This is a genomic window from Marinobacter goseongensis (assembly GCF_023156235.1).
Lineage (GTDB): Bacteria > Pseudomonadota > Gammaproteobacteria > Pseudomonadales > Oleiphilaceae > Marinobacter > Marinobacter goseongensis.
In genome coordinates, this window is sequence record NZ_JAKZAI010000018.1 from 30,305 (window position 1) to 50,143 (window position 19,839).

A 19,839-nucleotide genomic window follows, 5' to 3' on the forward strand; every position below is an offset into this window, starting at 1 on the left:
GATAGAAATATGCACCACCTGGCTGCTTCTGGCAACCAGGCTGCAACATTCAGGAAGCATTAGCGTCCACCTTTACCCGGCGTTTGCCGGTCAGGAGTTGCTGCATCAGGGATCTCTTTTCCTGCTTGAGGTGGTTTAGCCGTCGTTTTTGTGCATCAACCTCATCGCCAACTTTGGAAAGCAAAAGCGAGATTGCTTTTTGTTCGACCAGTGGAGGCAAGAGAAGCTTCAATGAAAAGAAATCGGACGGTTTTACATTCAGTAGACCATGAGCTCGCCCACCTTCGTGGGCGATTTGCATCAACCCGTTGATCATCAGTCCTGATTCGAAGTACTGCTCATAAAAATCACTATCAGCTACGTTTGTATCAGATAGCTCAAAACAGATATAGAGCGTTGTGACTACACCGTCCCCATAGCGATTCAAACGTTTTATTGCACCCATCGGGTAACCGTTTGAGTAGCTTTTGTTGTAAGCAAACTGTCCCTTCTTGAGTAGGTAATATCCATCAAGAGTTTCTGATGCAACGCTCTTTTTAAAAAATTCTTGCTGACGTATTAGGCCTCGCTGACCAGAAATAGTGACAACATTTGTGCTTTGTCCCTCGTTCCGTGTCGTAACTCGGCTAAATATCGAGCCAAGAGGTACTTGAGTCCACTCCCCCTCAAACCCCGGCAACCGCTTCTTCCCGGTCAGCAATTGCTGCATTAACCCTTTCTTCCGCTGCTGGCTGTTCTCAAGCAAGCGCTCGGTGGCGGTGATGGCCTGATCCCAGGTGGAGAGGATCTGGGCGATTTTTTTCTGTTGATTCCGTGGAGGATGAAATATCTTGAGTTTGCGGACTTCAGCGATGTTAATCCCTTTAACGGCCTGGCCAACAGTGTTGAGCTCAACTTGCCTTTGCACGTTGGGAGCTTGGAGAGCATAAAACACAAACCACGGATCATCGTCCGATGAAACCCTGATTCTCGCCGTATCCTGAGTAATGTTGGCCCCATCAAGTGACTTTGGAACCATAGCGACACGGCCAGTAGAACCACGGATGGTTAACAGGAGGTCTCCGTATCGCACCTCGGCCCTTTTATATTGCTGGTGTATTTCCTGTGAGGTCTTCAGCAAGCCTCTTTCTAATACGCCCCCCCCCATTATATTTTTTACTTTTATTACAGGCACACCGTTAGGAATATGCTTTCCGGGTTTCAGGATCCCGTAGCAGATGGGGGCACCGCTATCCACGAAATCATCGAGAGCAGTTAACCGATCATTCTGCATCATAACCCAGCTCCTTCAGATACCCGTCCATCTGCTCGTTCAGCTTCTCAATCCCACATCCGGCTCGCATCCGAGAACTCACACCCCGCCGAATAATCATTTCAGTCATTGCTCTCTCCCGGCGCGTTCGCCTGTTCAATTTGCTGCTGTACCAGACTTCGCTCACGCTCCAACTCCCGGCGCAGCTCTTCTTCTGTCGGCAAGTAGGGCAAGTACTTCGCCGCAAACATCTGCTCACTGTCAGTGAGCACGGAGTATTTCACGACTGCCTCGCTTTTTTGGCTGCATAGGATCAGACCAATCGTCGGGTTGTCGTCGTCACCCTTGCGGTGCTGGTCGTAGATACGGATATAGCTGTCCATCTGCCCCACATCCTGATGGGTGAGCTTGCCCAGCTTGAGATCCACCAGGAGGAAGCATTTGAGTTTGAAGTTGTAGAACACCAAGTCGATATAAAAGTCCTGGTCGTCCGTGCTGATGCGCTGCTGTCGAGCCACGAACGCGAACCCCTTGCCCAGTTCGAGCAGGAAGGCCTGCAAGTTGTCGATCAGGCCCCGCTCGAGGTCAGCTTCCAGGTACCGCTCAGCGGGCAGATTGAGGAAGTCCAATACATAGGGGTCGCGCAGATAGTTTCTGGCGTCCCGTTCGGACAGTGGGCGCGTCTGGGCCTCTGCTTCCTGCTGCACGGCTGTCCGATCCTGACTGCTGAGCAGCCGTTCGTAATACAGGGTGCCTATCTGCCGTTCCAGCGCCCGGCTGCTCCAGTGCTGACTGGCCGCCTCGGCCATATACCACTCCCGGGCCTGCGAGCTCTCAACCCGGAGCAAGATGCGGTAGTGCGTCCAGCTCAAATCAAGACGCAGTGCGTCTCGTTTTGGAAAGACCTCATAGAACCGGCGCATGTTCCGCAGATTGGTCACATCAAAGCCCTTGCCGAACTCTTGGGTAAGCTCGCGGGACAGACGTTGCAGCTGCTGCTTACCGTAGGCGGCCCGAGCCTCGCCCTGTTGCTCGTCTTCGACGATGAGCCGACCAATGTGCCAGTAGGTCTGTACCATGGAGCTGTTGACCACCTGCACAACCTGTTGCCGCGCTGTCTCGATCAGCTCTCGAATCTCGGACACCAGTCGTGGGCTGGGCTCGATGGCCCGTGGCTCCTTGCCTTTTTCAGGCACCATACCCCAGCTCCTTCAAATACCCGTCCATCTGCTCGTTCAGCTTCGCAATCTCAGCCTCGATCTCTTTCCGTTCCGCTTGCACGGTCATTAAGTCGATCTCTTCCTCTTCCTCGAAGGTGTCCACGTAGCGGGGGATGTTGAGGTTGAAGTCGTTTTCCTGGATCTCCTCCAGGCTGGCCAGATAGGCGTACTTGTCGAGGTTCTCGCGCTGCTTGTAGGTGTCGACTACCTTGGCGATGTTCTCATCGGACAACTGGTTCTGGTTCTTGCCGGCTTTGAATTCTCGACTGGCGTCGATGAACAGCACGTTGTTGTCGGTCTTGTCCTTGCGGAATATCAAGACAGCCGCGGGAATGCCGGTTCCGTAAAACAGCTTTTCAGGCAGGCCGATGACGGCATCCAGAAGGTTTTCTTCGATCAGCTTCTGACGGATCTTGCCTTCGCTGGATCCCCGGAACAGAACGCCGTGGGGCACGACCACCGCCATGCGGCCGGTCTTCGGCTTCATTGTCTCGATCATGTGAAGAATAAAGGCGTAGTCGCCTTTGGTCTTCGGCGGAACGCCCCGGCGGAAGCGGGTGAAGGGATCGCTGTCAGCGCCCTCAACGCCCCACTTCTCCAACGAAAAGGGAGGATTGGCTACCACGATGTCAAAGTGCTTCAGGCCACCGTTGGCATCGAGCAGCTTGGGATTACGGATCGTGTCGCCCCATTCAAGCTTGTGGTTATCGATGCCGTGCAGAAACATGTTCATCTTGGCCAGGGCCCAGGTGCTGCCGATCGCTTCCTGACCAAACAGCGCGAAGCTCTTTGAGCCATCATGGTCTTTGCGGATCTGGTTGGCGCATTTGAGTAGCAACGAGGCAGACCCACAGGCGGGGTCGCAGATTTCGTCACCTTCCTTGGGGTCAACAATCTCGGCCATCAGCTCGGAGACTTCCGGCGGGGTGTAAAACTCACCGGCCTTCTTGCCAGAGGTGGCCGCGAAATTCTTGATCAGGTATTCGTAGGCGTTGCCGATGACATCCAGTTTGCCGATCCGACTCGGACGCAGGTTAAGCTCCGGCCGGGCGAAGTCTTCCAGGATATGGCGCAGGATCTCGTTTTTCTGCTTCTCGTCCCCGAGTTTGTTGGAGTTGAAGCTGATGTCCTGGAACACGTCCGCCAGCTTGACGATGTTCGCCTCCTCAATGGCGTGCAGAGCCTTGTCGATCCGCTCCCCGTTGCCAGGCTCATGACGCTGGTCGTGGAGCGCATAGAACCCAGCGTCCCGCGGCAGCACAAAGCGCTCGTTCTTCATGAGTTCGTCGATCAGCTCCGGCGCATCCCCATACTCCGCCTTGTAGGTGTCATAGTGGTCCTGCCAGACATCACTCAGGTACTTCACAAACAGCATCGTGAGGACGTAATCCTTGTAGATACTGGGATCCACCGTGCCCCGGAAGGTATCACATGCGTTCCAAACCGCTTTGTTGATCTGTTCCTGCTTGATCGAATCGTTGTTCATGCTCGCGTTCCTGTTGTCGTATCCGGGCGAAGTATTTGTCGGGCAACCGCATCAATCATGCATTGCCGGTTTTCAATCAACTGTTCCAAGAGATCAGACTCGCGCCTCGCAGCATCGACGAGCTGCATCATTCGCGTCTGCTGATCGATGGGCGGAACCATCACGGGCAGTTCACTCAGCTGGGTCTTTGTCACGTTCGGGGTCGCAGATCCTTGCGAACACATTGCGAAGTACCGCTGGGCGTCCACATGGTTCAACTGCCAGGCCAGAAATTCCGGCATCAACCTGCAGGCCTCGGGCTTGATCCGCAGGTGGAAAAAGTTCGGGGTACACACGGTATCAGGTGGCAGGGCCTTAACCACCGCCGCGTCGTTCCGGGCGCCTCGGGCCATGAACAGAATATCCCCGGGCCAAAGATAATCCGGGCGCCGCCGGCCGGGCAGCATCACCCGGTCCAGGGTTTTGCCGTCCTTGTCGTCCAGGGCCACTCCAACCACCAGGTGCCGGAACTGCACGACGGAGGCATTTCCGTTCTTGTCCATCGCCAGCTTGCCGCGGAACGGATAGCCCGGGCGAATGGTCGCCAGGCTGCTTAACGAAGCCTGATGGTTAGCTTGATTGCTCATGCAATATGCTCAAAGATGTAATCAGTTACGATGAGGCTAGCCATTTTTGCATTATCCCGCAAGATGCGTTTTATGTTTTTCGGCGCATAGTACTACGGCGTACCGACATGTCATGTCGCTGCGCTGGCGTTTGCGGCGCGACTTCGCTGCGGGCAATATAGAGCTCAAAGACCAGCATGAGTACCAGCAAGATCCTATGCGTATCGTAAGCGTGTCCGACACCCACAGCCTCCACAGGCGTATTCCAGAGATACCCGACGGGGATATTCTGGTGCACGCCGGCGACTGCCTGGGTCAGGGAACCCTTGAGAACATCGAGGAGCTGAACGATTGGCTCGGCACACTGCCGCATCGACACAAGATTGTCATTGCCGGCAACCATGATTGGGCCTTCCAGGAGACCCCGGAGCTGGCCCGACAGGCTCTGACCAATGCCATCTATCTTGAAGACAGTGGCGTCGAGATTAACGGCGTCCGATTCTGGGGGGCACCCTGGACACCCACTTTCATGGACTGGGCCTTCATGCTTGATCGTGGGCAGCCGCTTTTTCAGAAGTGGCAGATGATCCCCGACGATACAGACGTACTGATCACCCATGGCCCGCCCAAGAGCATCGGTGATCAGGTAAGCCTGGGGTTCACGTGCCAGAACGTGGGCTGTTTCGATCTTCTGTCACGCATCGACCAGCTATCACTCAAAGCCCACATCTTTGGTCATATCCACGAGGGCTATGGATGCTATGAGCGCGGTCAGACACGATTGATCAACGCCAGCACGTGTACTGCTCGGTACTCCCCTACCAATCCGCCAATCGTGCTGGATCTTTAAACATTGAGCCCAATATGAATAGTTTCTTTCATTTTTATACCCGAGCGCCATTTATCTGAACCAATTCTTTCACTTTCATCATCGTGGCAATCTTCGGAACTATGCAAATGTGAAACAATATTTTCATTTCATGAATTAAATGATCCGGTTTTGAAAGATTACTTTCATTTTATAATACTCTATACTGTCCGTAAGTGCTGCCGGAGAGTACCAGATGGACCCTTACGCTTTAAGCGACAAAACTTGGTGCCAAGAGATTGGCCGGCGACTCGATCGCCTGCGGGAAGATCGCAAAATGAGCCGAGACGAGCTTGGCGAGGAGCTTGGCGTCAGTCAGCCAACCGTCCGTCGCCTGCTTGACGAGGGGCACGGCAAGCTGACGATCCTGATTGCCGCTCTGCGAGCCCTTGAGGCTCTGGACCAGCTCGAAACGTTTATCGAGCCGCCGCCCGCAAATCCAGCCCTGTTTAAGAAAAAGCGTCGGTACACCGCGCAGCTTGATGCAGTGCCCGATCGTCTGAACAGCCAGCAAAAGACGCAGAACGATGAAGGCGGTGATCTCGGATGGTGAGAGATAAAAACAACGGCCTAGATCCCACAGATTATGCCGAGGTCATGCTATGGGGCGAGCGTGTCGGTGCGCTGATGTATGATCGCAGCACAGGTGCATACAGGTTCGGTTATGACCCTGGCTGGAAAGAGGATGGCCTGGAGATTGCCCCGTTGCAGATGCCGCTCGGTGCACGCCGGGACGTATTCGAGTTCGCATCCCTGAATCCGGAAACCTACAAGGGGCTGCCCGGATGCTTCGCCGACATTCTTCCGGACGATTTCGGCAATGCAGTTATCAACGCCTGGCTGGCTCGCCAGGGCCGAGACCCTGCCACCTTCACGTCGGTTGAGCGGCTTCTGTATACGGGTAGCCGCGGCATGGGCGCGCTGGAATTCCGCCCAGCAATTGCGCACAACTCCCTCGAAAGCGGCGAATCCTTTGAACTCGACACGCTCATCAGCACAGCACAGCGCGTGTTAGACGAGCGCAGCCGGGCCGGAGGCTCCCTTGCCCCGGATAATAATCATGGGATCAGCTCCATTTTTCAGGTCGGCTCCTCCGCCGGCGGAGCCCGGCCGAAAGCTGTGGTTGCGCTGAACAAAAACCGCACGGACATCCGATCGGGACAGGTGGACGCTCCGGAAGGCTACGAGCACTACCTATTAAAATTCGACGGCGTCGTTGAGCACACGAGCAACAGCGAAATCTTCGGTGACCCCAAGGGCTATGGCCTCATGGAGTACACCTACTATCAGATGGCGACTGCCGCCGGCATTCAGATGGAACCTTGTGAAATTCTGGCAGACGGCCCCCGGGCACACTTTCTGACCCGTCGCTTTGATCGGAAAGGGAATCACAAGATCCATATGCAGACTCTCTGCGCGATGGCCCATGCCGACTACAAGCGTCCAGGTCAGTTCAGCTACGAGGAGCTTTTCCAAGTAGCGCGGCGCTTGAGACTCTCCAGGACCGAGGCCCTCGAGATATACCGTCGTATGGTTTTCAACGTGGTAGCCAGAAACCAAGACGATCACACCAAAAACTTCTCGTTCCTGACGAATAAAGATGGAAAGTGGCGTCTCTCTCCGGCTTACGATGTAGCGTATAGCTATAAACCCGGGTCTCATTGGGTTGAACAGCACAACATGAGTTTAAACGGGAAACGCTCCGCTTTTACTCGTAACGACCTGCTGTCGGTTGCCACCCAGATCGGAAACTTCAAAGAGCGCAACGCCAATGACATTATTGAGCAATGTACCGAAGCCGTATCTCGTTGGCGCATAATGGCCACTGACAACGAGGTTCCCGCCTCTCTGGTGGATGAGATTGAGGCCAATCTGCGACTGAGCCTAGATGGCTGAAAACCACGGCCAAATGATGATCGAGGATGCGCCCATGACTGTAGAAGAACTGATCGCCCTGTTGTCCGAGTACGATCCATCCGCGCCGGTGCTGGTTGAGGGGTATGAAACCGGATTCGACGGCATCCAGGAAATCACCCAGAAACCGGTCTTCGCGTTCCGAAAGGCGCAGGAATACGACGGCCAATTCCAAAGCCCGTCAGACTTCGGGGGCGATGGCGGTCGGACGCACCCGGCTGTGGTGATCCTGGGTTATCGCGGGCATCGTCGAGGTCAGACACCCAAAGCCCGATACACGTTGGCCGACCTGGTGGAAGACTGTGACCCTAGTGCCCCAATGCCACAAGAGGTAACCGATTGGGACCGGTCCCCAGAGGTCGGCAACGAAATGTCCGTTTTGTTGAACCAGTCTGACGCCGTGCAGGCTGCCCTGCAGTTCGGGACAGCGTGCCTGCGCAAATTCCCTGTCACCGAGCTCGTTTTGTTTGGCGCCCGCGCGCGGGGTCATTATGCCGCGGACGACGAAATTGAACTGGCTGTGATCCTGAACGCATCAGAGGGGGATTTTCTGGAGACCAAACTGAAGATGTCAGAAATTGCGTTTGATACCCTTCTGAGCCATAAGCTGCGCATTCGTCCCTACCCTATTTGGCAAGCGCAATGGCAACGGGCGGCTGATGGCCAAGAGGGCCGTGAGATACAGGACATTGCGGAGGAAGGTGTCAGCCTCTGGAGGGACGAGTTGTAGAGCCTGACACCGTCAGCTACCGTACTTCTCATTAAGGTATTGAACGTGCAACGCCATCACCTGGTCGTCCCGAAGGACGCCAGAGTGTTCCAGTGCGGCGAGTAACAGCTCCGTATCATCAAGCGCTCCGTCTTCGGTTGTCAGCTTATTGAGCACCTCGGCCATTTCTGCAGATTCGGTCAGAAGCTCGACCACATCGTGGCGCTGGGCGAGTGTTTCGATCTTCGCTTTGGCGGATTGCGTTGGCTGATCACGACGCTCAAGAAACTCGCTTTCTTCACGCGGATCAGAGTCAAACCATGCATCCCAAGTGTCCGCCAGCGGATCCTCGTATTTCAGTACCGATCCCCGTAGACGTGCCAATGGCTCCAGCTCTTCGGGCGTTGGCGTGGCGACTTCATCGGCGTGCGCACCATGGGCGTCCAGACCTTCGAGGAGCTCTTTTTCACTGAACTTTTTCGTCATGTTATCCCCCAGTCGCACAATGGTGAAGTCCTGAACTCGACGCCGTCGATCTGCTAACCTAGCCGTTCACATTATCAGAAATTAGACCGGTTATGTCCCTCAGTATCCCAGCCATTCCCCTGAAAACATTCATAGATGTCGAGGCGTCCGGGTTGGACATGATAAACAGCTACCCGATAGAGATCGCCTGGGTCGACAGTTTGGGCAATGCAGACAACTTTCGGATTCGGCCACCACACGACTGGGTGTACTGGGATCCAAATGCGGAAAGAATCCACGGACTTTCACGAGCCGAATTGACGGATGGCCTTGATGTTAATGAGGCTGCGGCCAGGCTTGCCAGAAGCCTTCAGCTTGAAGACATCATCAGCGACGCGCCGGATTTCGACTCATTCTGGGTCAATCGTCTTATGCAGGCGGCAGGCCTTCAAAGAGACTTTCGTATTCTGGATATACGGGAAGTGTTCGGTGAGATCGGATCTGCGGCCACCGTGCGGCTATGCAAACATCTGCGCACTCACCCTGCTCAACATCGTGCCCTGCCTGACGCAAAACGTTTGGCAGACGCCTACAGCGCATCATTTTGTGAACACTCGCCGTGATCCAGCAGCCGCGTTCTTTGGCGCGTATGGCTGGGACGCCGCGAGTCACTCCAGACGACGATGAAGAGCGCAGGACTGTCGGCAGGATTAGGAGCGGTTTCGCCTGATGCCCTCCAACAGATTCTGTAAGGCAAGCAAATTGCTTGCGATTCTTGTCTGCTCAGCTTCGATCAACGCAATGACATGGGCTTCGGCAGCCTTTACACGGCGCTGAAGTTCTTCCTGCGGGGTCGCGGCTGGGGCCGCGAAAATGAAGTACTGCAGCGGGTCACGCCGCCGCTGATTAATGTCCGGGCCCGGGATCGGTACCGAAGGCTCGAACATCCACCAAATCTCGATAGAGCGTCGCTGCGACAGATGCTCCTGGACCGTGAGCTCTCCTAGTCGAACCTCTACTTGGCTAATGCGTTCACAGACCTCTATGCGCACTTTCAGATGGTCCGTGTGCTGATCTGTGAAGTGTTGGATAACCGAGCGGCTTAACCGCCATCCCTCACCTCCCCTGACGCCAGGTGCCGACTCGATCCAGGTCTTGGTATCCAGATCCAGCCAGGACATGAAATCATCCTTTGGCCACGCGTCTTTCCCGCCAGCCGTCAAGTAGGGATTGGCAAATACCCGCCAGAGATCTTGGCGGGTAAATCGCCGATCACGGAAAACATCATAGTACGCCCGCTTGCTGGGGCGAGAGGATAGTTTGCTCACGCCAACTCCTGCCGCTTCTCACGATAACGAAACCAACGCTGGGCTGAGAAATTAGAGCCGCCAGCGCTAATTTACGCACTGATCGTAGCGAGCCAGACTGTATTCGTCACGCGCATTGCGGATTTAAAACCCGTCGCAGCGTGGTCATCTTGTCGATTCACACTTCCCACCGTCGTATCATCTGGTACTGGCCTTTGAGCTGCCGATGACGTTAATGCGTATGCAAAACACACGCTGCAACCAGCCATAGGAGACACTGAGCGTGGGGAACACCGCTTTCGAATTTGCGATTGAATATGGGAACTTCACACTGACCATGACCGGTCACCATGGAGCCGAGACGTTCATTGGACATCTGAGCATGACCTTCGAGGGTATTCGTATGCTGACCGCTGAGGATGGCACCGCGACCGTCCACGGGGATCGCCCGTCCGTCTCAGAGATCGTCACAGTCATCAACGACAGCTTTCCGAATGCCCGCAGCCTTGGCCTGAACGTTTTTGAGGCCGCCACTCTGCTGGCCGCCCGGTGGCCCGTTGAGGTCCACAACGCGCGCGCCAAACCTTCTCGACATTAACCGAGGCCCGGACACATGGCTTTTCGTTTTCGGCGATCAATCCGCATTGCCCCAGGCCTGCGGGTAAACCTCGGCAAGCGCGGCGTGAGCCTCTCCGCCGGCGCCCGAGGCGCATCCGTCACCTGGAACAAGCAGGGGCTGTGGGGCAACGTCGGCCTGCCAGGTACCGGGTTGAGTTATCGGGAACGGTTTGAGCACAAAGCGCCCGGATCCGGACCAGCGGGGGAAGTACCCTCCCGGGGCCGGCTTCCGGACGTCGCCCACCGAATTCACCAGGTGCACATTCAATCGGAAGACGGGTCCATCCGCGTATTGGATGAACATGGCGATGACCTCGGGGAAGCCGGGCTTGAAGCCGCAAAGACCTACGCGGCCGATTCACTGCGCCAGGCCCTGGACGCTCATGTTGCCAAGCACAACCAACGGCTTCGGGCTTACGAGACCGTTCATGAGGACACGCCCGCGCCCACGGCGCAACCAACCTGCAGTTCCACCCCTTTCAACACGCCAGAGCCGGTGCGGCCGGCGCTACTCGAGCTGGGCGTCTTTGCCCGGTTGTTTCGCAGTAAACGCGAAGCTGTAGAGCGCAAAAACCATGAGATCTTGGCCAGCTACCGCAAGCAACACCAGAGCTGGCAACTCGCCGTTCAGGCACACGAGCAGGCAGAGGCTGAACGCGCCGCTCTTTACCGGCGGGCGGAGAAGGGAGACTGGCGCGCTATGGAGTCTGTGTTCGAGGACCGTCTCGACGACATCGACTGGCCGCTGGAGGGCGACATTGCGATCGAGGCCAAAGACGCGACGTCGGAATTCGACATTGAGCTGGAGCTGCCTGCGATCGAAACGCTACCTGCTGAGGATGTGGCCGCCTATAAGCGTGGCATTGGGCTGTCCGTGAAGCCCTTTTCGACGCGCAAGCGCAACCAGCTATTCGCTCGATACACTCACGCGATGGCCTTTCGGCTGATCGGCGAGGCCTTCGCCGTTAATCCCAGCATTGAGACGGTTGCGCTGTCCGCCTTCACCAGCGAGATCAACCCGGCGACCGGACACGAGGAAAACTGCTACTTTCTGGATGTCCGAGTCGGACGCTCGGCTTGGGAAGGCCTGAACTTCAGCAACCTGGTATCCGTGGATCCCGTCGACGCCCTCGCCAGGTTCACCATGGCCCGGAAGATGACAGCAACTGGAGTGCTGAAGCCGCTGTCGGAGTCCGACTTGCTTGCATAGAACGTGATGCCCTCCTCACTTGCACATGCAGCATGCTGTACAACATTTGCTCCCACCAAGCTCACAAAGCGTTCAACGACATCGCGATCCGCACACCCATTAAAGTCTCACTCACACAAACTGCCCATTACAAATTCACGATTCCATAAAGATGAGCTATGTTTTTAAAAGATGTACTTTATCTGCACGCTAAAACAGCAAAACGAGGAATTGGGCGTGGGACATACTATTTTCGAGTTTTCAGTCGAGTTTGGATCTTTTACGTTGACCATGACCGGCTACCAAAACTCCGAATCGTTCGTCGGACACATGAGCATGACCTTTGAGGACGTTCGCCTGATGACCGAAGATGATAGTACGGTGACTGTTACCAGAGATTGCCCATCCGTCTATGCAATCGTCACCGCTATTAACGACAATTTGCCGAGTGCCCGAAACATGGGCCTGAATGTGTTTGAGGCTGCTAATTTGCTTGCTGCACGATGGCCAGCCGAAGCCCGCAAAGCTTCTACCCAGTCTTCTTAGCAACGTCTAGGAAGCCAACAACGTGTCGCTCTTCATTTGGGGGAATCATTCTGACCTGCCCCCTGCCTTTGTATGAAGCACTCCGCTGGTCAACGGCTGTATCAAGAATAAACATCCTACGACAGATCTGCCGGCCGTGCAGGTTCACGCGAACGCGGAATATCAAGGTCCATATCGGCCATCTCCGGCATTGCCAGTAAATCGGCAATTTTTTTGTGGTTTCCGGTGATGCGCTGATACTCCTCGATGCTCATGAGCACGTGAGCCGGACGGCCCCGGTCTGTGATGAAAACCAAGCCATCATTCGCGGCTCGTTTTGCTTCGCTTGTGCGTTGGTTGAACTCGCGACTTGAGAAAGTGGTGATTATCACGGTAACACCTCGCACGTTTGACATATATTGATATGTTACTACATGTGCAAAGCCAAGAAAGAGCAACCTTTCCGTACTAGGGTTTCGTTTTTCAGTTATAGGTTACGCCTCCATCGTCATTAACGATGGAAGGATTACGTTCATTCTCGAAAATTTAGCGCTCCAGGCTAGCGAATACTTAAAGCTTATTCAGATCGACTCGAATAGTTGGCTCTACAAGTCTCTCTTTCACGATTTCCACCATCTCTTGGTCGTCTAGTCGGTCAAGCATCGCTTCGTAGATTTCAGCCGGAACGCAGTAAAACGCCGGTTTGTTGCGGTTCAGAACAACGATCGGAAACCCCTCTCCTGAGTCCACGGCCGCCATCGGATTTTTTTTAAACTCTGAAATGCTCGCGGTCACTTCAGAATAAATTTGATTGGCCACAACACCCCCGAAAAGACCGGTTAAAAGGTAATAACTTTAGCGCGATCAGGCTCATGCGCAAGACAAAGACTTTTTAATAGATTGCATAAAGCAATTTTTCAGATACCAACTCTATTATCTTGTCACCAACTTTAATCTGATCCCACAGCCTTCTTGGCTTGGAGGGGCCGGAATTTCAAAACACGCTAAAAGTATCAAAGACTTTGCCCAGATCGAGTCGAACCACGGGCTTGCTGGGAACGGTTTCCGGCTCTATGTCCTGAACCTGAATCGGGGTTGGCAATGGGCCGGTCTCCGCATAGTCCTGAAGGTAGCGGCTGCGCACCGCCATAGCTAGGCACAACCCTTGCTCGAAGCGCTGCTGTTCGCCAGCAGGATCGTTCTGGTATTTCGATTCACTGATGTGCACCGTATCGAGGGAGATGGGCTTAGATGCCCCCACCTTTGTTTCAATGCGTTGGAACAACCGCACTGACACCGTGTTGGCCCGGCCATTGCGGGCTCTCTGGCGAGCGATCAGTACCCCCTCAACACCGGTGTCGAGCGCCTTGATCCGCGGCTTCCCACCAGGCGCTGCACGACGATTGTTGATATAAGGGCTCTCCAACTGGTGCAAATGCCTGATGAGTCTGTGCCAGGCTGACTGGAGCGACTTCAGCGGCGTTCGACCACGATCGCCCTCCCACACCCGCACTCTCCCATGAGCGTGTTTGATATCGATCAGCCAGCCACGGCTTCTGCGGTTCCGGGTCACTCGCTGGGGCACCCAAAGTACCAGGTTGTCGCCAATAGGATCCCGGCGAAAGCGGGTAGGAAACCCGTTAATGCTCATTCTCGGGATTGGTTCCCGAAAATCAGGCATAGGGATGGATGGGCGATTCGACGGGCTGGCTTGATTCATCTCTGCAATCGCGAACGTGACGTTCGTCACACTTTATCATGGGCCAGCCGACCATGGGGATGTCTGAACTGGACACGTTGATTGGTCCACGATGACGGTCCAGGGTGGGCATCGCATCGCAGTGATCATTCGCATATTAACATCGGAAATTGGTACTGATTCTGCAAAGGTGGAGAAACCAAGCGGTTTATTCTATTTTTCTCACACGAATGCCCTTTATGGTGATCAGCCTGTTTTCTCCAGAGGAGCGCGGGGGTTATTTGTTCGAGGCTGACAATTCGCGTTCATCAGGTGCCCGTGTGCCACTGCTTCAGACCAAAGCACTTCCAGGATTTACTATTCATGTCATATGAGCCAAACAATTCTTCAATTACACGATTCCAGCCGCTCTCATCCATTGCCCGCGCTCTGGATATGAGCGAACAGCAGATCGTTCGGAAGCTTACCCAGCTGGGTTTCAGCCAGGTCGACGGCTCGCCAACCCAAAGCGGCATCGATGCAGGATTGGCCATCCAAGGCTTATCAAATAACAGCGACAACGTCCGGCGGTGGCATATTGATCGTGTTCGTGAGCTATTTTCGCTGAGCCAAATGACTGACGAGATGCGAAAATACAGAGACAATTTGATGCGCGTGGTCACGATCATGCGAAGCGATGGCTGGGCTCAAGGCAACGGATCCGCCAGTCGTGAGCTGAGGGGTAACCTAAAAGCATTACCGATTATGGAGCGTTATGAGGATCTGCAAGGACTGATATCCGGCTTACCCGTCAGTGACATGCATCGCCGACACCTGCAGTATTTGCTCCTTGCCGAGATAGCCGATGAGCCAAACCTGCCGGTCAAAGTGTTGAGGGACATTTTTGAATCGGACAATTACACGTTGATCCAAATGCTGGCGCACAATTGGAGCCTGGATGAGCTCAACCGGAAGAAAGCATGGCAATTATACGAAAAGCTACGCCATGAGCCGTTTCCTAGCTAATCGACCTGTGCTGCGCGACCTTAGCCATCCGTTTGACTGAGACAGCGGCGGCTCACCAAATCCAATGATTCCCAAATGGCACACTTCCAGGGCTTCTGCAATGCTGCCCGCGTTAGTCACATCGGTGTAAGCGGGGCTTTCCAAGGCTGATTTAGCGATTCCGGCTCTGATCATCCCTGCTTGCAGGTAATTGACATCCTCCCCGTGCTTTAGCGCGGGGATTCCCTCTACAGGACGGCCATGCCCGACCGCAAGAATGTTCTTGGCCGCGTTTACATCGCGGTCGTGAGTGACACCACACTCACTGCAAGTCCACTCTCTTATTCGCAAGCCTGCTCTACCCTTCGGACTACTGACGGAAATACAACCGCAGCACGAACAGGCTTGGGTGGTGTACGACTCGTTGACCTCTTTAAAAACAATGCCTGCGCTATCGCATTTGTATTCCAGCATTGTTTTCAGCATAGCCCAGCCAGCGTCCAGCACTGACTTGGCCATCTTGGTTTTGGCCAACGAGGATGATTTCACGTTGCCAACGTAGATTTCGCCTGAGCGGTTAACCAATTGGCGACTGAATTTGTGCAGAGCGTCTTTGCGCCGGTTGGCGATCTTGGCATGAATCGCTTTGATGCGCTTTTTCTTACCGGCGCGTTGTGCAACAGCCAGCTTTGATTCCAAATCACGGTAGAAACGTCCAGCTTCCAACTTTGCGCCATCCGAGGAGGTGGCGGTATCCTTCAGCCCAAGGTCGATACCGATCTTGTCTTGACCGGCAGGCATATCTACCTCAACTTCAACCACGACATTGAAGTACCAGTGTCCACGGGCGTCCTCGTTGAACGAGGCAGACCTGAACGTGTACCGCGACAGGTTGTAGCTGTCCCAGACTTTGAAGTATTGACCGTTGTGGTAAACCTGCCCGTTCTTCCACTTCGCCATACCAGTATTGATCGGTATCCACCCCAGCGAGCGGCGGACACCGCCAGACTTGCGCCACGCCAGCTTGCTCTTTTTGAACTGCTTACGGCGGGTGCCGTACTCCGCGCCCACTTTCTGAACCGTGTGGCTGTGCAGCCCCAGCTCCTTATGCGCACCTTGGGTGTACTTCTGAATATCGTAAGCAGACAGAAACACACCGCGCTCTTTGATTGAGCGGTGACTGAGTTCGTTGACGTAGTTCCAAACGAAATTGACCGACCGTGCCATTTGGTTCAGCAGCGGACGATGCTTGTCTCGGACGCGAACTTTAAGGGTCTTGGTGTGCTTCATATCTTCCATTATAATTGGTCTATGAAAGTACACAACCAGTATAGAACAGGCAGACACTGCGTTTTTGATCTACATGCTCATTTGGTCTTTATCACAAAGTACCGAGGCGTTGTGTTTACTGATGAACATCTTAGGTCGCTGGAAAGCGTCTTTCGCAGCGTTTGCGAGGACTTTGAAACGGAGCTTGTGGAGTTCAATGGCGAGGCCGACCACGTTCACCTGCTGGTGAATTTTCCGCCGAAGGTGGCCTTGTCGAAACTGGTTAACAGTCTGAAAGGTGTGTCGAGTCGGAGGCTCAAGCAACTACACCCGGAGCTGATTAAACCTGCATACATGAAAAACGCGCTATGGAGTCCCAGTTACTACGCCGGTAGCGTTGGTGGTGCGCCTATCTCAGTGATCAGGCAATACATTGAACAACAAACCCGACCGCATTGAGGGAGGCTAGCGCCTCCCAGCGCTATCCTTCCCCGCACTAAAAGTACGGGGCTTGTCGCGCATTTTGGTCAACCTATGGAGAATGGGAAGCACAACTCACTGATTGAGGGAAAACGGTGCATTTAAAGCCTTCAAAACGCTACCAGGTACTGGTCGAGGATCGTCGTTTGAGTACATCCGACAAAAACGAAGCGCTGGCTGCATTGGCTGGGTGGATGCCCTTATCGGCGTCCATGTCCGACATCGAGCATGAACTCGACGCCACGGGTGCCGCTCGCACCGCGGCCGGCAACCGGCTGGGCCAGATTGTGGATTTGCACTGGCAACCCGATGATCTCACCGACGACGAACGGACTCGCCATCATGTCCGAACGCTCCATAGCGGCGATGATCGAGTCGAGGTGCCGGATTTGCCGGTTCAAACGACAGACGACGGTGTCCTCGTGGATGTCTGGTTCTGGGTGTCCGAGTTGGACGCAGACATTCCTGAGTATTGCGACGGCGCGGATCAACTTGCAGAGTGCTACGGGAGGGCCGCCAGCCATCCGGCCATCGAGTTCGAGACATCGCCCGAGGTGTCATTTGGCCACCGTGGCGCAGCCGTCTTGGGTGTCGTGCGTGTGCGCCACAGCGAGATCACCGCTTGCAGATCTGACCGGCCATGAGACTGTAGATGTCCGGACCGGTATCGCTCAATCCTGGCAAATTGAAGGAAATTGAGCGTAATAAACTGGCCGCTTAAACGCGGTCATTTGGACAACTGGGTTGAAAATCGCCGTTACCCCCAAACACAAGCACAAAACCCCGCTTGTAGCCGCCAGACAAAGGCAGCATAGATTCTTATCAGAGCTGACTCCCCGCGATTAAAGGTTAATTAAGCCAAAACAAACCAAAACTAACCAAAATTAACCAAAACTAACCAAAACTAACCAAAACTAACCAAAACTAACCAGAAAGTGCAGGCTAAAATGGTCGATCCGATGGCCTGAACGAGTCTTTTTATCGAACTCTAAGGGTATGGAGTGTTTGGCACTCCTGTGGTTATCGAGGTCAAGCACTCTGATTACACCGGCGTGTTTTCGTTGCGCCGTCCCAAACGAGTATATATAGTTATATGGCACAAGATATACTCCGCACACCCTCTAGAAATAGCTAGCGCCTGTCAATCGTCCACGCCCCGATGATCTCATGACTGCGCGAAATGCAGCCGGGCGGGCCGACACCCTGCTACCCCGTCTTGGTTCTCAGAAATCCTGCATGACCTCAAAGAATTTCAGGCGCTGATCCACCAAAGCTTGGTAGAGTGATTTCATTTCTTCCGGCATGAACGATGCCTGTATAACCTCCGGCGCGATGTCCGATACTCGCCTCCCCAGTGCCATTAACCGACTGGTCACCGCTCGCGCTCGCAAGCCGGCCTTTGTCCCCAGCTCCAAGAAGTCTGCGCCGTAATAGAATCCGGTGCCCATCTGCGCATACGCCTCGGGCTCTCCCTGCCTGAGCATCCTGAGAGCCATCGGCGATTCGGCAGCGTTGTTGGTGTAGAGGGATGACGCCAGTACGTCGTAGCAGGGCGCAAGCTTGACCAGCCCATCGTGAACAAAGCTGATGTTTTTGAGGTGATGGTCGTCGTTGCCGACCAGATAGCTGAACGCGATGCGCTCAAGCAGCTCGATGCCAACCGCCATGCCGGCACGGTCAATGATCAGCTCTATGACTTCCTGGTAGCTCGCCGCTATGTACTTCTGCGACGAATCGGCATTGGAGATCCCCAGGGCTTGCATGGCGTCTTCCTGATGTCGCTTCTCTCCGGTAGAGAACTCCCGGTCATAACGCCGGATCAGAAACACCAAGTGTTTGTCCTTCAACTCGATTAGGCCGCACGGCGGTACCGGGAATCCCAGCCGGGCCATCAACGTGAGTGTCGCGTGTTCATTCTCGGCAACATGTGGGTACTCCTCCGGCGAAGGCTTCATGATGAACTGCCCGCCGTTGTCGACAAGACGTAACTCGCGATCCGCCAGCTCGACCTGAGCTTTCATCTGCACGCCACTGATCGAAAACCCTTCGGTTTTGCGCGGCATAGACGTAACGAGATCGCCCCGACTTTCCGCCAGGTCTAACCGTGGCCGCCGATCGCCAAACATGTGTTCGAGACATTTCGCGTGGTAATGCGGGTTGGTTTTGCCCGGCTTCGCGATCGTTTTAAGGCATATCAAGCAGTTCAATGGTGACAGCTCCAGGTAAATCCTCACCGTTATGCACCAACAGTGAAAAGGTATCGCCGGGATCAATGCGTTGCTCTGTGGCTTGTACCCGCCGTAGCCAGCCTTCGCTGACCAGCCCACTGAAGTAGGGCGGCAGCCCTTGGCTCTCGTAAGGCTCCTCCTGCAACGGAAGGCTCATGCTTAGCGGTGGCTGGTTCAGCGACAGATAGTCTGTGTCGTATTGGAACGTAACGGTTTCCCCGTGGCGCTCCAGGAGCCCGGCACGCCGTCCATACATCTTCACTACCGCCTTCATTTGAGTTCGATCCATAGCTTGAGGTTTAGAACGTTGCCAATTCCGGTCAGGGTTTTGAGAGTCGGGTTGCCGGTGCCCTTCTCAATGGCGCGAATGGTGGTGGCCGATGCCCCGCACAACTCGGCGACATCTTCGGCACTGAGTGACAAGGCTTCTCTGCGAGTCTCTACTATTTCCCCAAGATCTTGCACGGGCCTCAGATCGGGTTCCTCAGAATTCTCGATTTGGTCCTCAAGCGCCTCCAACTGGGCGATCTGTGCGCGTAACGCTTTCAGGAGCCCTTGCTTTGATTTCATGTCAATCTCCAACACTTTACTGTCGTTGTGGTCGCTTCTCCGCTCTTCCCGTCAGTATACTGGTGTTAAGCTATCTTGACATCACTTTATCGTCGTATAGCATCTTTTTTGTGCGTTTGGATCATTATACTGTCGTTTTCTTGGGAGCCTTAACCAGTGCATTAGGGTCTGAGCTGGGCTTCTCGCCGGTAGCAGAGTTTCTCGAGAGAAAGTATTTTCCCAGTGTCGGGTTCTGTTCAAAACGCGTAAATCGCAGCGACCGACCAGGCGGGCAACACCGGAGTCGCTTCGCTGTCGGTTGGCGTTAAAGTCTGATAAAACTGACGCCGGCCCGAGAGGTCTTTAGAGGGGCACTTGATCGCGGGGAAAATTTTAAGGTTCATCGCGGGTTAGCGTGAAAAAGTAGGAGACGGCGGTAAAACCGGTTAGTTTTGAGTTCGCCAAAACAACA

Annotated in this window: 24 protein-coding genes; 11 read left to right on the forward strand and 13 right to left on the reverse strand. The window is 54.5% G+C overall.

Annotated elements, in window-relative coordinates:
• Positions 1–49: 49 nt before the first annotated feature.
• The 4 genes from MLC70_RS14985 to MLC70_RS15000 form a co-directional block, all read right to left on the reverse strand.
• Positions 50–1,276, reverse strand: coding sequence for a restriction endonuclease subunit S (locus MLC70_RS14985; protein ID WP_248185140.1), 1,227 nt, complete (start codon positions 1,274–1,276; stop codon positions 50–52).
• A gap of 98 nt (positions 1,277–1,374) precedes the next feature.
• The gene (locus MLC70_RS14990) at positions 1,375–2,451 is read right to left on the reverse strand and encodes a PDDEXK nuclease domain-containing protein (RefSeq protein WP_248185141.1); all 1,077 of its coding nucleotides are present in this window, start codon (positions 2,449–2,451) and stop codon (positions 1,375–1,377) included.
• Positions 2,441–3,958 carry a type I restriction-modification system subunit M gene (locus MLC70_RS14995; RefSeq protein ID WP_248185144.1) on the reverse strand — a complete coding sequence of 506 codons (1,518 nt, stop codon included), beginning with the start codon at positions 3,956–3,958 and terminating at the stop codon, positions 2,441–2,443. The genes MLC70_RS14990 and MLC70_RS14995 overlap by 11 nt, the downstream gene beginning before the upstream one ends.
• Complete coding sequence (locus tag MLC70_RS15000; protein ID WP_248185145.1) at positions 3,955–4,584, reverse strand: restriction endonuclease subunit S; 630 nt, start codon at positions 4,582–4,584, stop codon at positions 3,955–3,957. Before MLC70_RS15000 ends, MLC70_RS14995 begins: the two co-directional genes overlap by 4 nt.
• Positions 4,585–4,780: 196 nt before the next feature.
• On the opposite strand from MLC70_RS15000, the gene MLC70_RS15005 reads away from it, so the two are divergent.
• The 4 genes from MLC70_RS15005 (at position 4,781) to MLC70_RS15020 (ending at position 8,075) form a co-directional block, all read left to right on the forward strand.
• On the forward strand, positions 4,781–5,413 hold the full coding sequence (locus MLC70_RS15005; RefSeq protein WP_248185184.1) for a metallophosphatase domain-containing protein: 633 nt from the start codon (positions 4,781–4,783) through the stop codon (positions 5,411–5,413).
• A gap of 214 nt (positions 5,414–5,627) precedes the next feature.
• On the forward strand, positions 5,628–5,984 hold the full coding sequence (locus MLC70_RS15010; RefSeq protein WP_282448484.1) for a helix-turn-helix domain-containing protein: 357 nt from the start codon (positions 5,628–5,630) through the stop codon (positions 5,982–5,984).
• The gene (locus MLC70_RS15015) at positions 5,978–7,327 is read left to right on the forward strand and encodes a type II toxin-antitoxin system HipA family toxin (RefSeq protein WP_248185150.1); all 1,350 of its coding nucleotides are present in this window, start codon (positions 5,978–5,980) and stop codon (positions 7,325–7,327) included. The genes MLC70_RS15010 and MLC70_RS15015 overlap by 7 nt, the downstream gene beginning before the upstream one ends.
• Positions 7,328–7,361: 34 nt before the next feature.
• Positions 7,362–8,075 carry a hypothetical protein gene (locus tag MLC70_RS15020; protein WP_248185152.1) on the forward strand — a complete coding sequence of 238 codons (714 nt, stop codon included), beginning with the start codon at positions 7,362–7,364 and terminating at the stop codon, positions 8,073–8,075.
• A gap of 12 nt (positions 8,076–8,087) precedes the next feature.
• On the opposite strand, the gene MLC70_RS15025 is transcribed toward MLC70_RS15020, so the two are convergent.
• Positions 8,088–8,540 (reverse strand): hypothetical protein, encoded by a 453-nt coding sequence (locus MLC70_RS15025; protein ID WP_248185154.1) that lies wholly within the window; start codon positions 8,538–8,540, stop codon positions 8,088–8,090.
• A 92-nt stretch (positions 8,541–8,632) separates the two neighbouring features.
• Between MLC70_RS15025 and MLC70_RS15030 the strand changes: the two genes are divergently transcribed.
• Positions 8,633–9,142: a 3'-5' exonuclease gene (locus MLC70_RS15030; RefSeq protein ID WP_282448485.1), complete on the forward strand. Its 510-nt coding sequence runs from the start codon at positions 8,633–8,635 to the stop codon at positions 9,140–9,142.
• Between the two features lie 87 nt (positions 9,143–9,229).
• Here the strand turns inward: MLC70_RS15030 and MLC70_RS15035 are convergent, their stop codons facing one another.
• A complete protein-coding gene (locus MLC70_RS15035) occupies positions 9,230–9,847 on the reverse strand; it encodes a hypothetical protein (RefSeq protein WP_248185158.1) in 618 nt (205 codons plus the stop codon).
• 262 nt (positions 9,848–10,109) lie between these two features.
• On the opposite strand from MLC70_RS15035, the gene MLC70_RS15040 reads away from it, so the two are divergent.
• The 3 genes from MLC70_RS15040 (at position 10,110) to MLC70_RS15050 (ending at position 12,179) form a co-directional block, all read left to right on the forward strand.
• Positions 10,110–10,424 (forward strand): hypothetical protein, encoded by a 315-nt coding sequence (locus MLC70_RS15040; RefSeq protein ID WP_248185161.1) that lies wholly within the window; start codon positions 10,110–10,112, stop codon positions 10,422–10,424.
• Between the two features lie 15 nt (positions 10,425–10,439).
• Entirely contained in the window at positions 10,440–11,654 is a 1,215-nt protein-coding gene (locus MLC70_RS15045; protein WP_248185162.1) for a DUF4236 domain-containing protein, read from the forward strand.
• Between the two features lie 216 nt (positions 11,655–11,870).
• On the forward strand, positions 11,871–12,179 hold the full coding sequence (locus MLC70_RS15050) for a hypothetical protein (protein WP_248185163.1): 309 nt from the start codon (positions 11,871–11,873) through the stop codon (positions 12,177–12,179).
• 116 nt (positions 12,180–12,295) lie between these two features.
• On the opposite strand, the gene MLC70_RS15055 is transcribed toward MLC70_RS15050, so the two are convergent.
• The 3 genes from MLC70_RS15055 to MLC70_RS15065 form a co-directional block, all read right to left on the reverse strand.
• Positions 12,296–12,547: a type II toxin-antitoxin system Phd/YefM family antitoxin gene (locus MLC70_RS15055; protein WP_248185186.1), complete on the reverse strand. Its 252-nt coding sequence runs from the start codon at positions 12,545–12,547 to the stop codon at positions 12,296–12,298.
• Between the two features lie 181 nt (positions 12,548–12,728).
• Positions 12,729–12,977 (reverse strand): type II toxin-antitoxin system Phd/YefM family antitoxin, encoded by a 249-nt coding sequence (locus tag MLC70_RS15060; RefSeq protein WP_248185165.1) that lies wholly within the window; start codon positions 12,975–12,977, stop codon positions 12,729–12,731.
• A gap of 175 nt (positions 12,978–13,152) precedes the next feature.
• Positions 13,153–13,809 (reverse strand): hypothetical protein, encoded by a 657-nt coding sequence (locus MLC70_RS15065; protein ID WP_248185166.1) that lies wholly within the window; start codon positions 13,807–13,809, stop codon positions 13,153–13,155.
• Between the two features lie 411 nt (positions 13,810–14,220).
• On the opposite strand from MLC70_RS15065, the gene MLC70_RS15070 reads away from it, so the two are divergent.
• Positions 14,221–14,862 carry a hypothetical protein gene (locus tag MLC70_RS15070; protein WP_248185168.1) on the forward strand — a complete coding sequence of 214 codons (642 nt, stop codon included), beginning with the start codon at positions 14,221–14,223 and terminating at the stop codon, positions 14,860–14,862.
• Here the strand turns inward: MLC70_RS15070 and MLC70_RS15075 are convergent.
• A complete protein-coding gene (locus MLC70_RS15075) occupies positions 14,836–16,140 on the reverse strand; it encodes an RNA-guided endonuclease InsQ/TnpB family protein (protein ID WP_248185171.1) in 1,305 nt (434 codons plus the stop codon). The two genes, MLC70_RS15070 and MLC70_RS15075, sit on opposite strands and share 27 nt — an antisense overlap.
• 12 nt (positions 16,141–16,152) lie before the next feature.
• On the opposite strand from MLC70_RS15075, the gene tnpA reads away from it, so the two are divergent.
• Together tnpA and MLC70_RS15085 are read left to right on the forward strand one after the other, a co-directional pair.
• A complete protein-coding gene (gene tnpA, locus MLC70_RS15080) occupies positions 16,153–16,569 on the forward strand; it encodes an IS200/IS605 family transposase (RefSeq protein ID WP_248185173.1) in 417 nt (138 codons plus the stop codon).
• A gap of 167 nt (positions 16,570–16,736) precedes the next feature.
• Positions 16,737–17,234 (forward strand): hypothetical protein, encoded by a 498-nt coding sequence (locus tag MLC70_RS15085; protein WP_248185175.1) that lies wholly within the window; start codon positions 16,737–16,739, stop codon positions 17,232–17,234.
• Positions 17,235–17,813: 579 nt separating this feature from the next.
• On the opposite strand, the gene MLC70_RS15090 is transcribed toward MLC70_RS15085, so the two are convergent.
• The 3 genes from MLC70_RS15090 to MLC70_RS15100 all read right to left on the reverse strand — a co-directional run bounded on the left by MLC70_RS15090 (position 17,814) and on the right by MLC70_RS15100 (position 19,388).
• The gene (locus MLC70_RS15090; RefSeq protein WP_248185177.1) at positions 17,814–18,653 is read right to left on the reverse strand and encodes a type II toxin-antitoxin system HipA family toxin; all 840 of its coding nucleotides are present in this window, start codon (positions 18,651–18,653) and stop codon (positions 17,814–17,816) included.
• A 121-nt stretch (positions 18,654–18,774) separates the two neighbouring features.
• Positions 18,775–19,092, reverse strand: a complete 318-nt coding sequence (locus tag MLC70_RS15095; RefSeq protein ID WP_248185180.1) for a HipA N-terminal domain-containing protein — start codon at positions 19,090–19,092, stop codon at positions 18,775–18,777.
• Positions 19,089–19,388, reverse strand: coding sequence for a helix-turn-helix domain-containing protein (locus MLC70_RS15100; protein ID WP_248185182.1), 300 nt, complete (start codon positions 19,386–19,388; stop codon positions 19,089–19,091). Before MLC70_RS15100 ends, MLC70_RS15095 begins: the two co-directional genes overlap by 4 nt.
• Positions 19,389–19,839 lie beyond the last annotated feature (451 nt).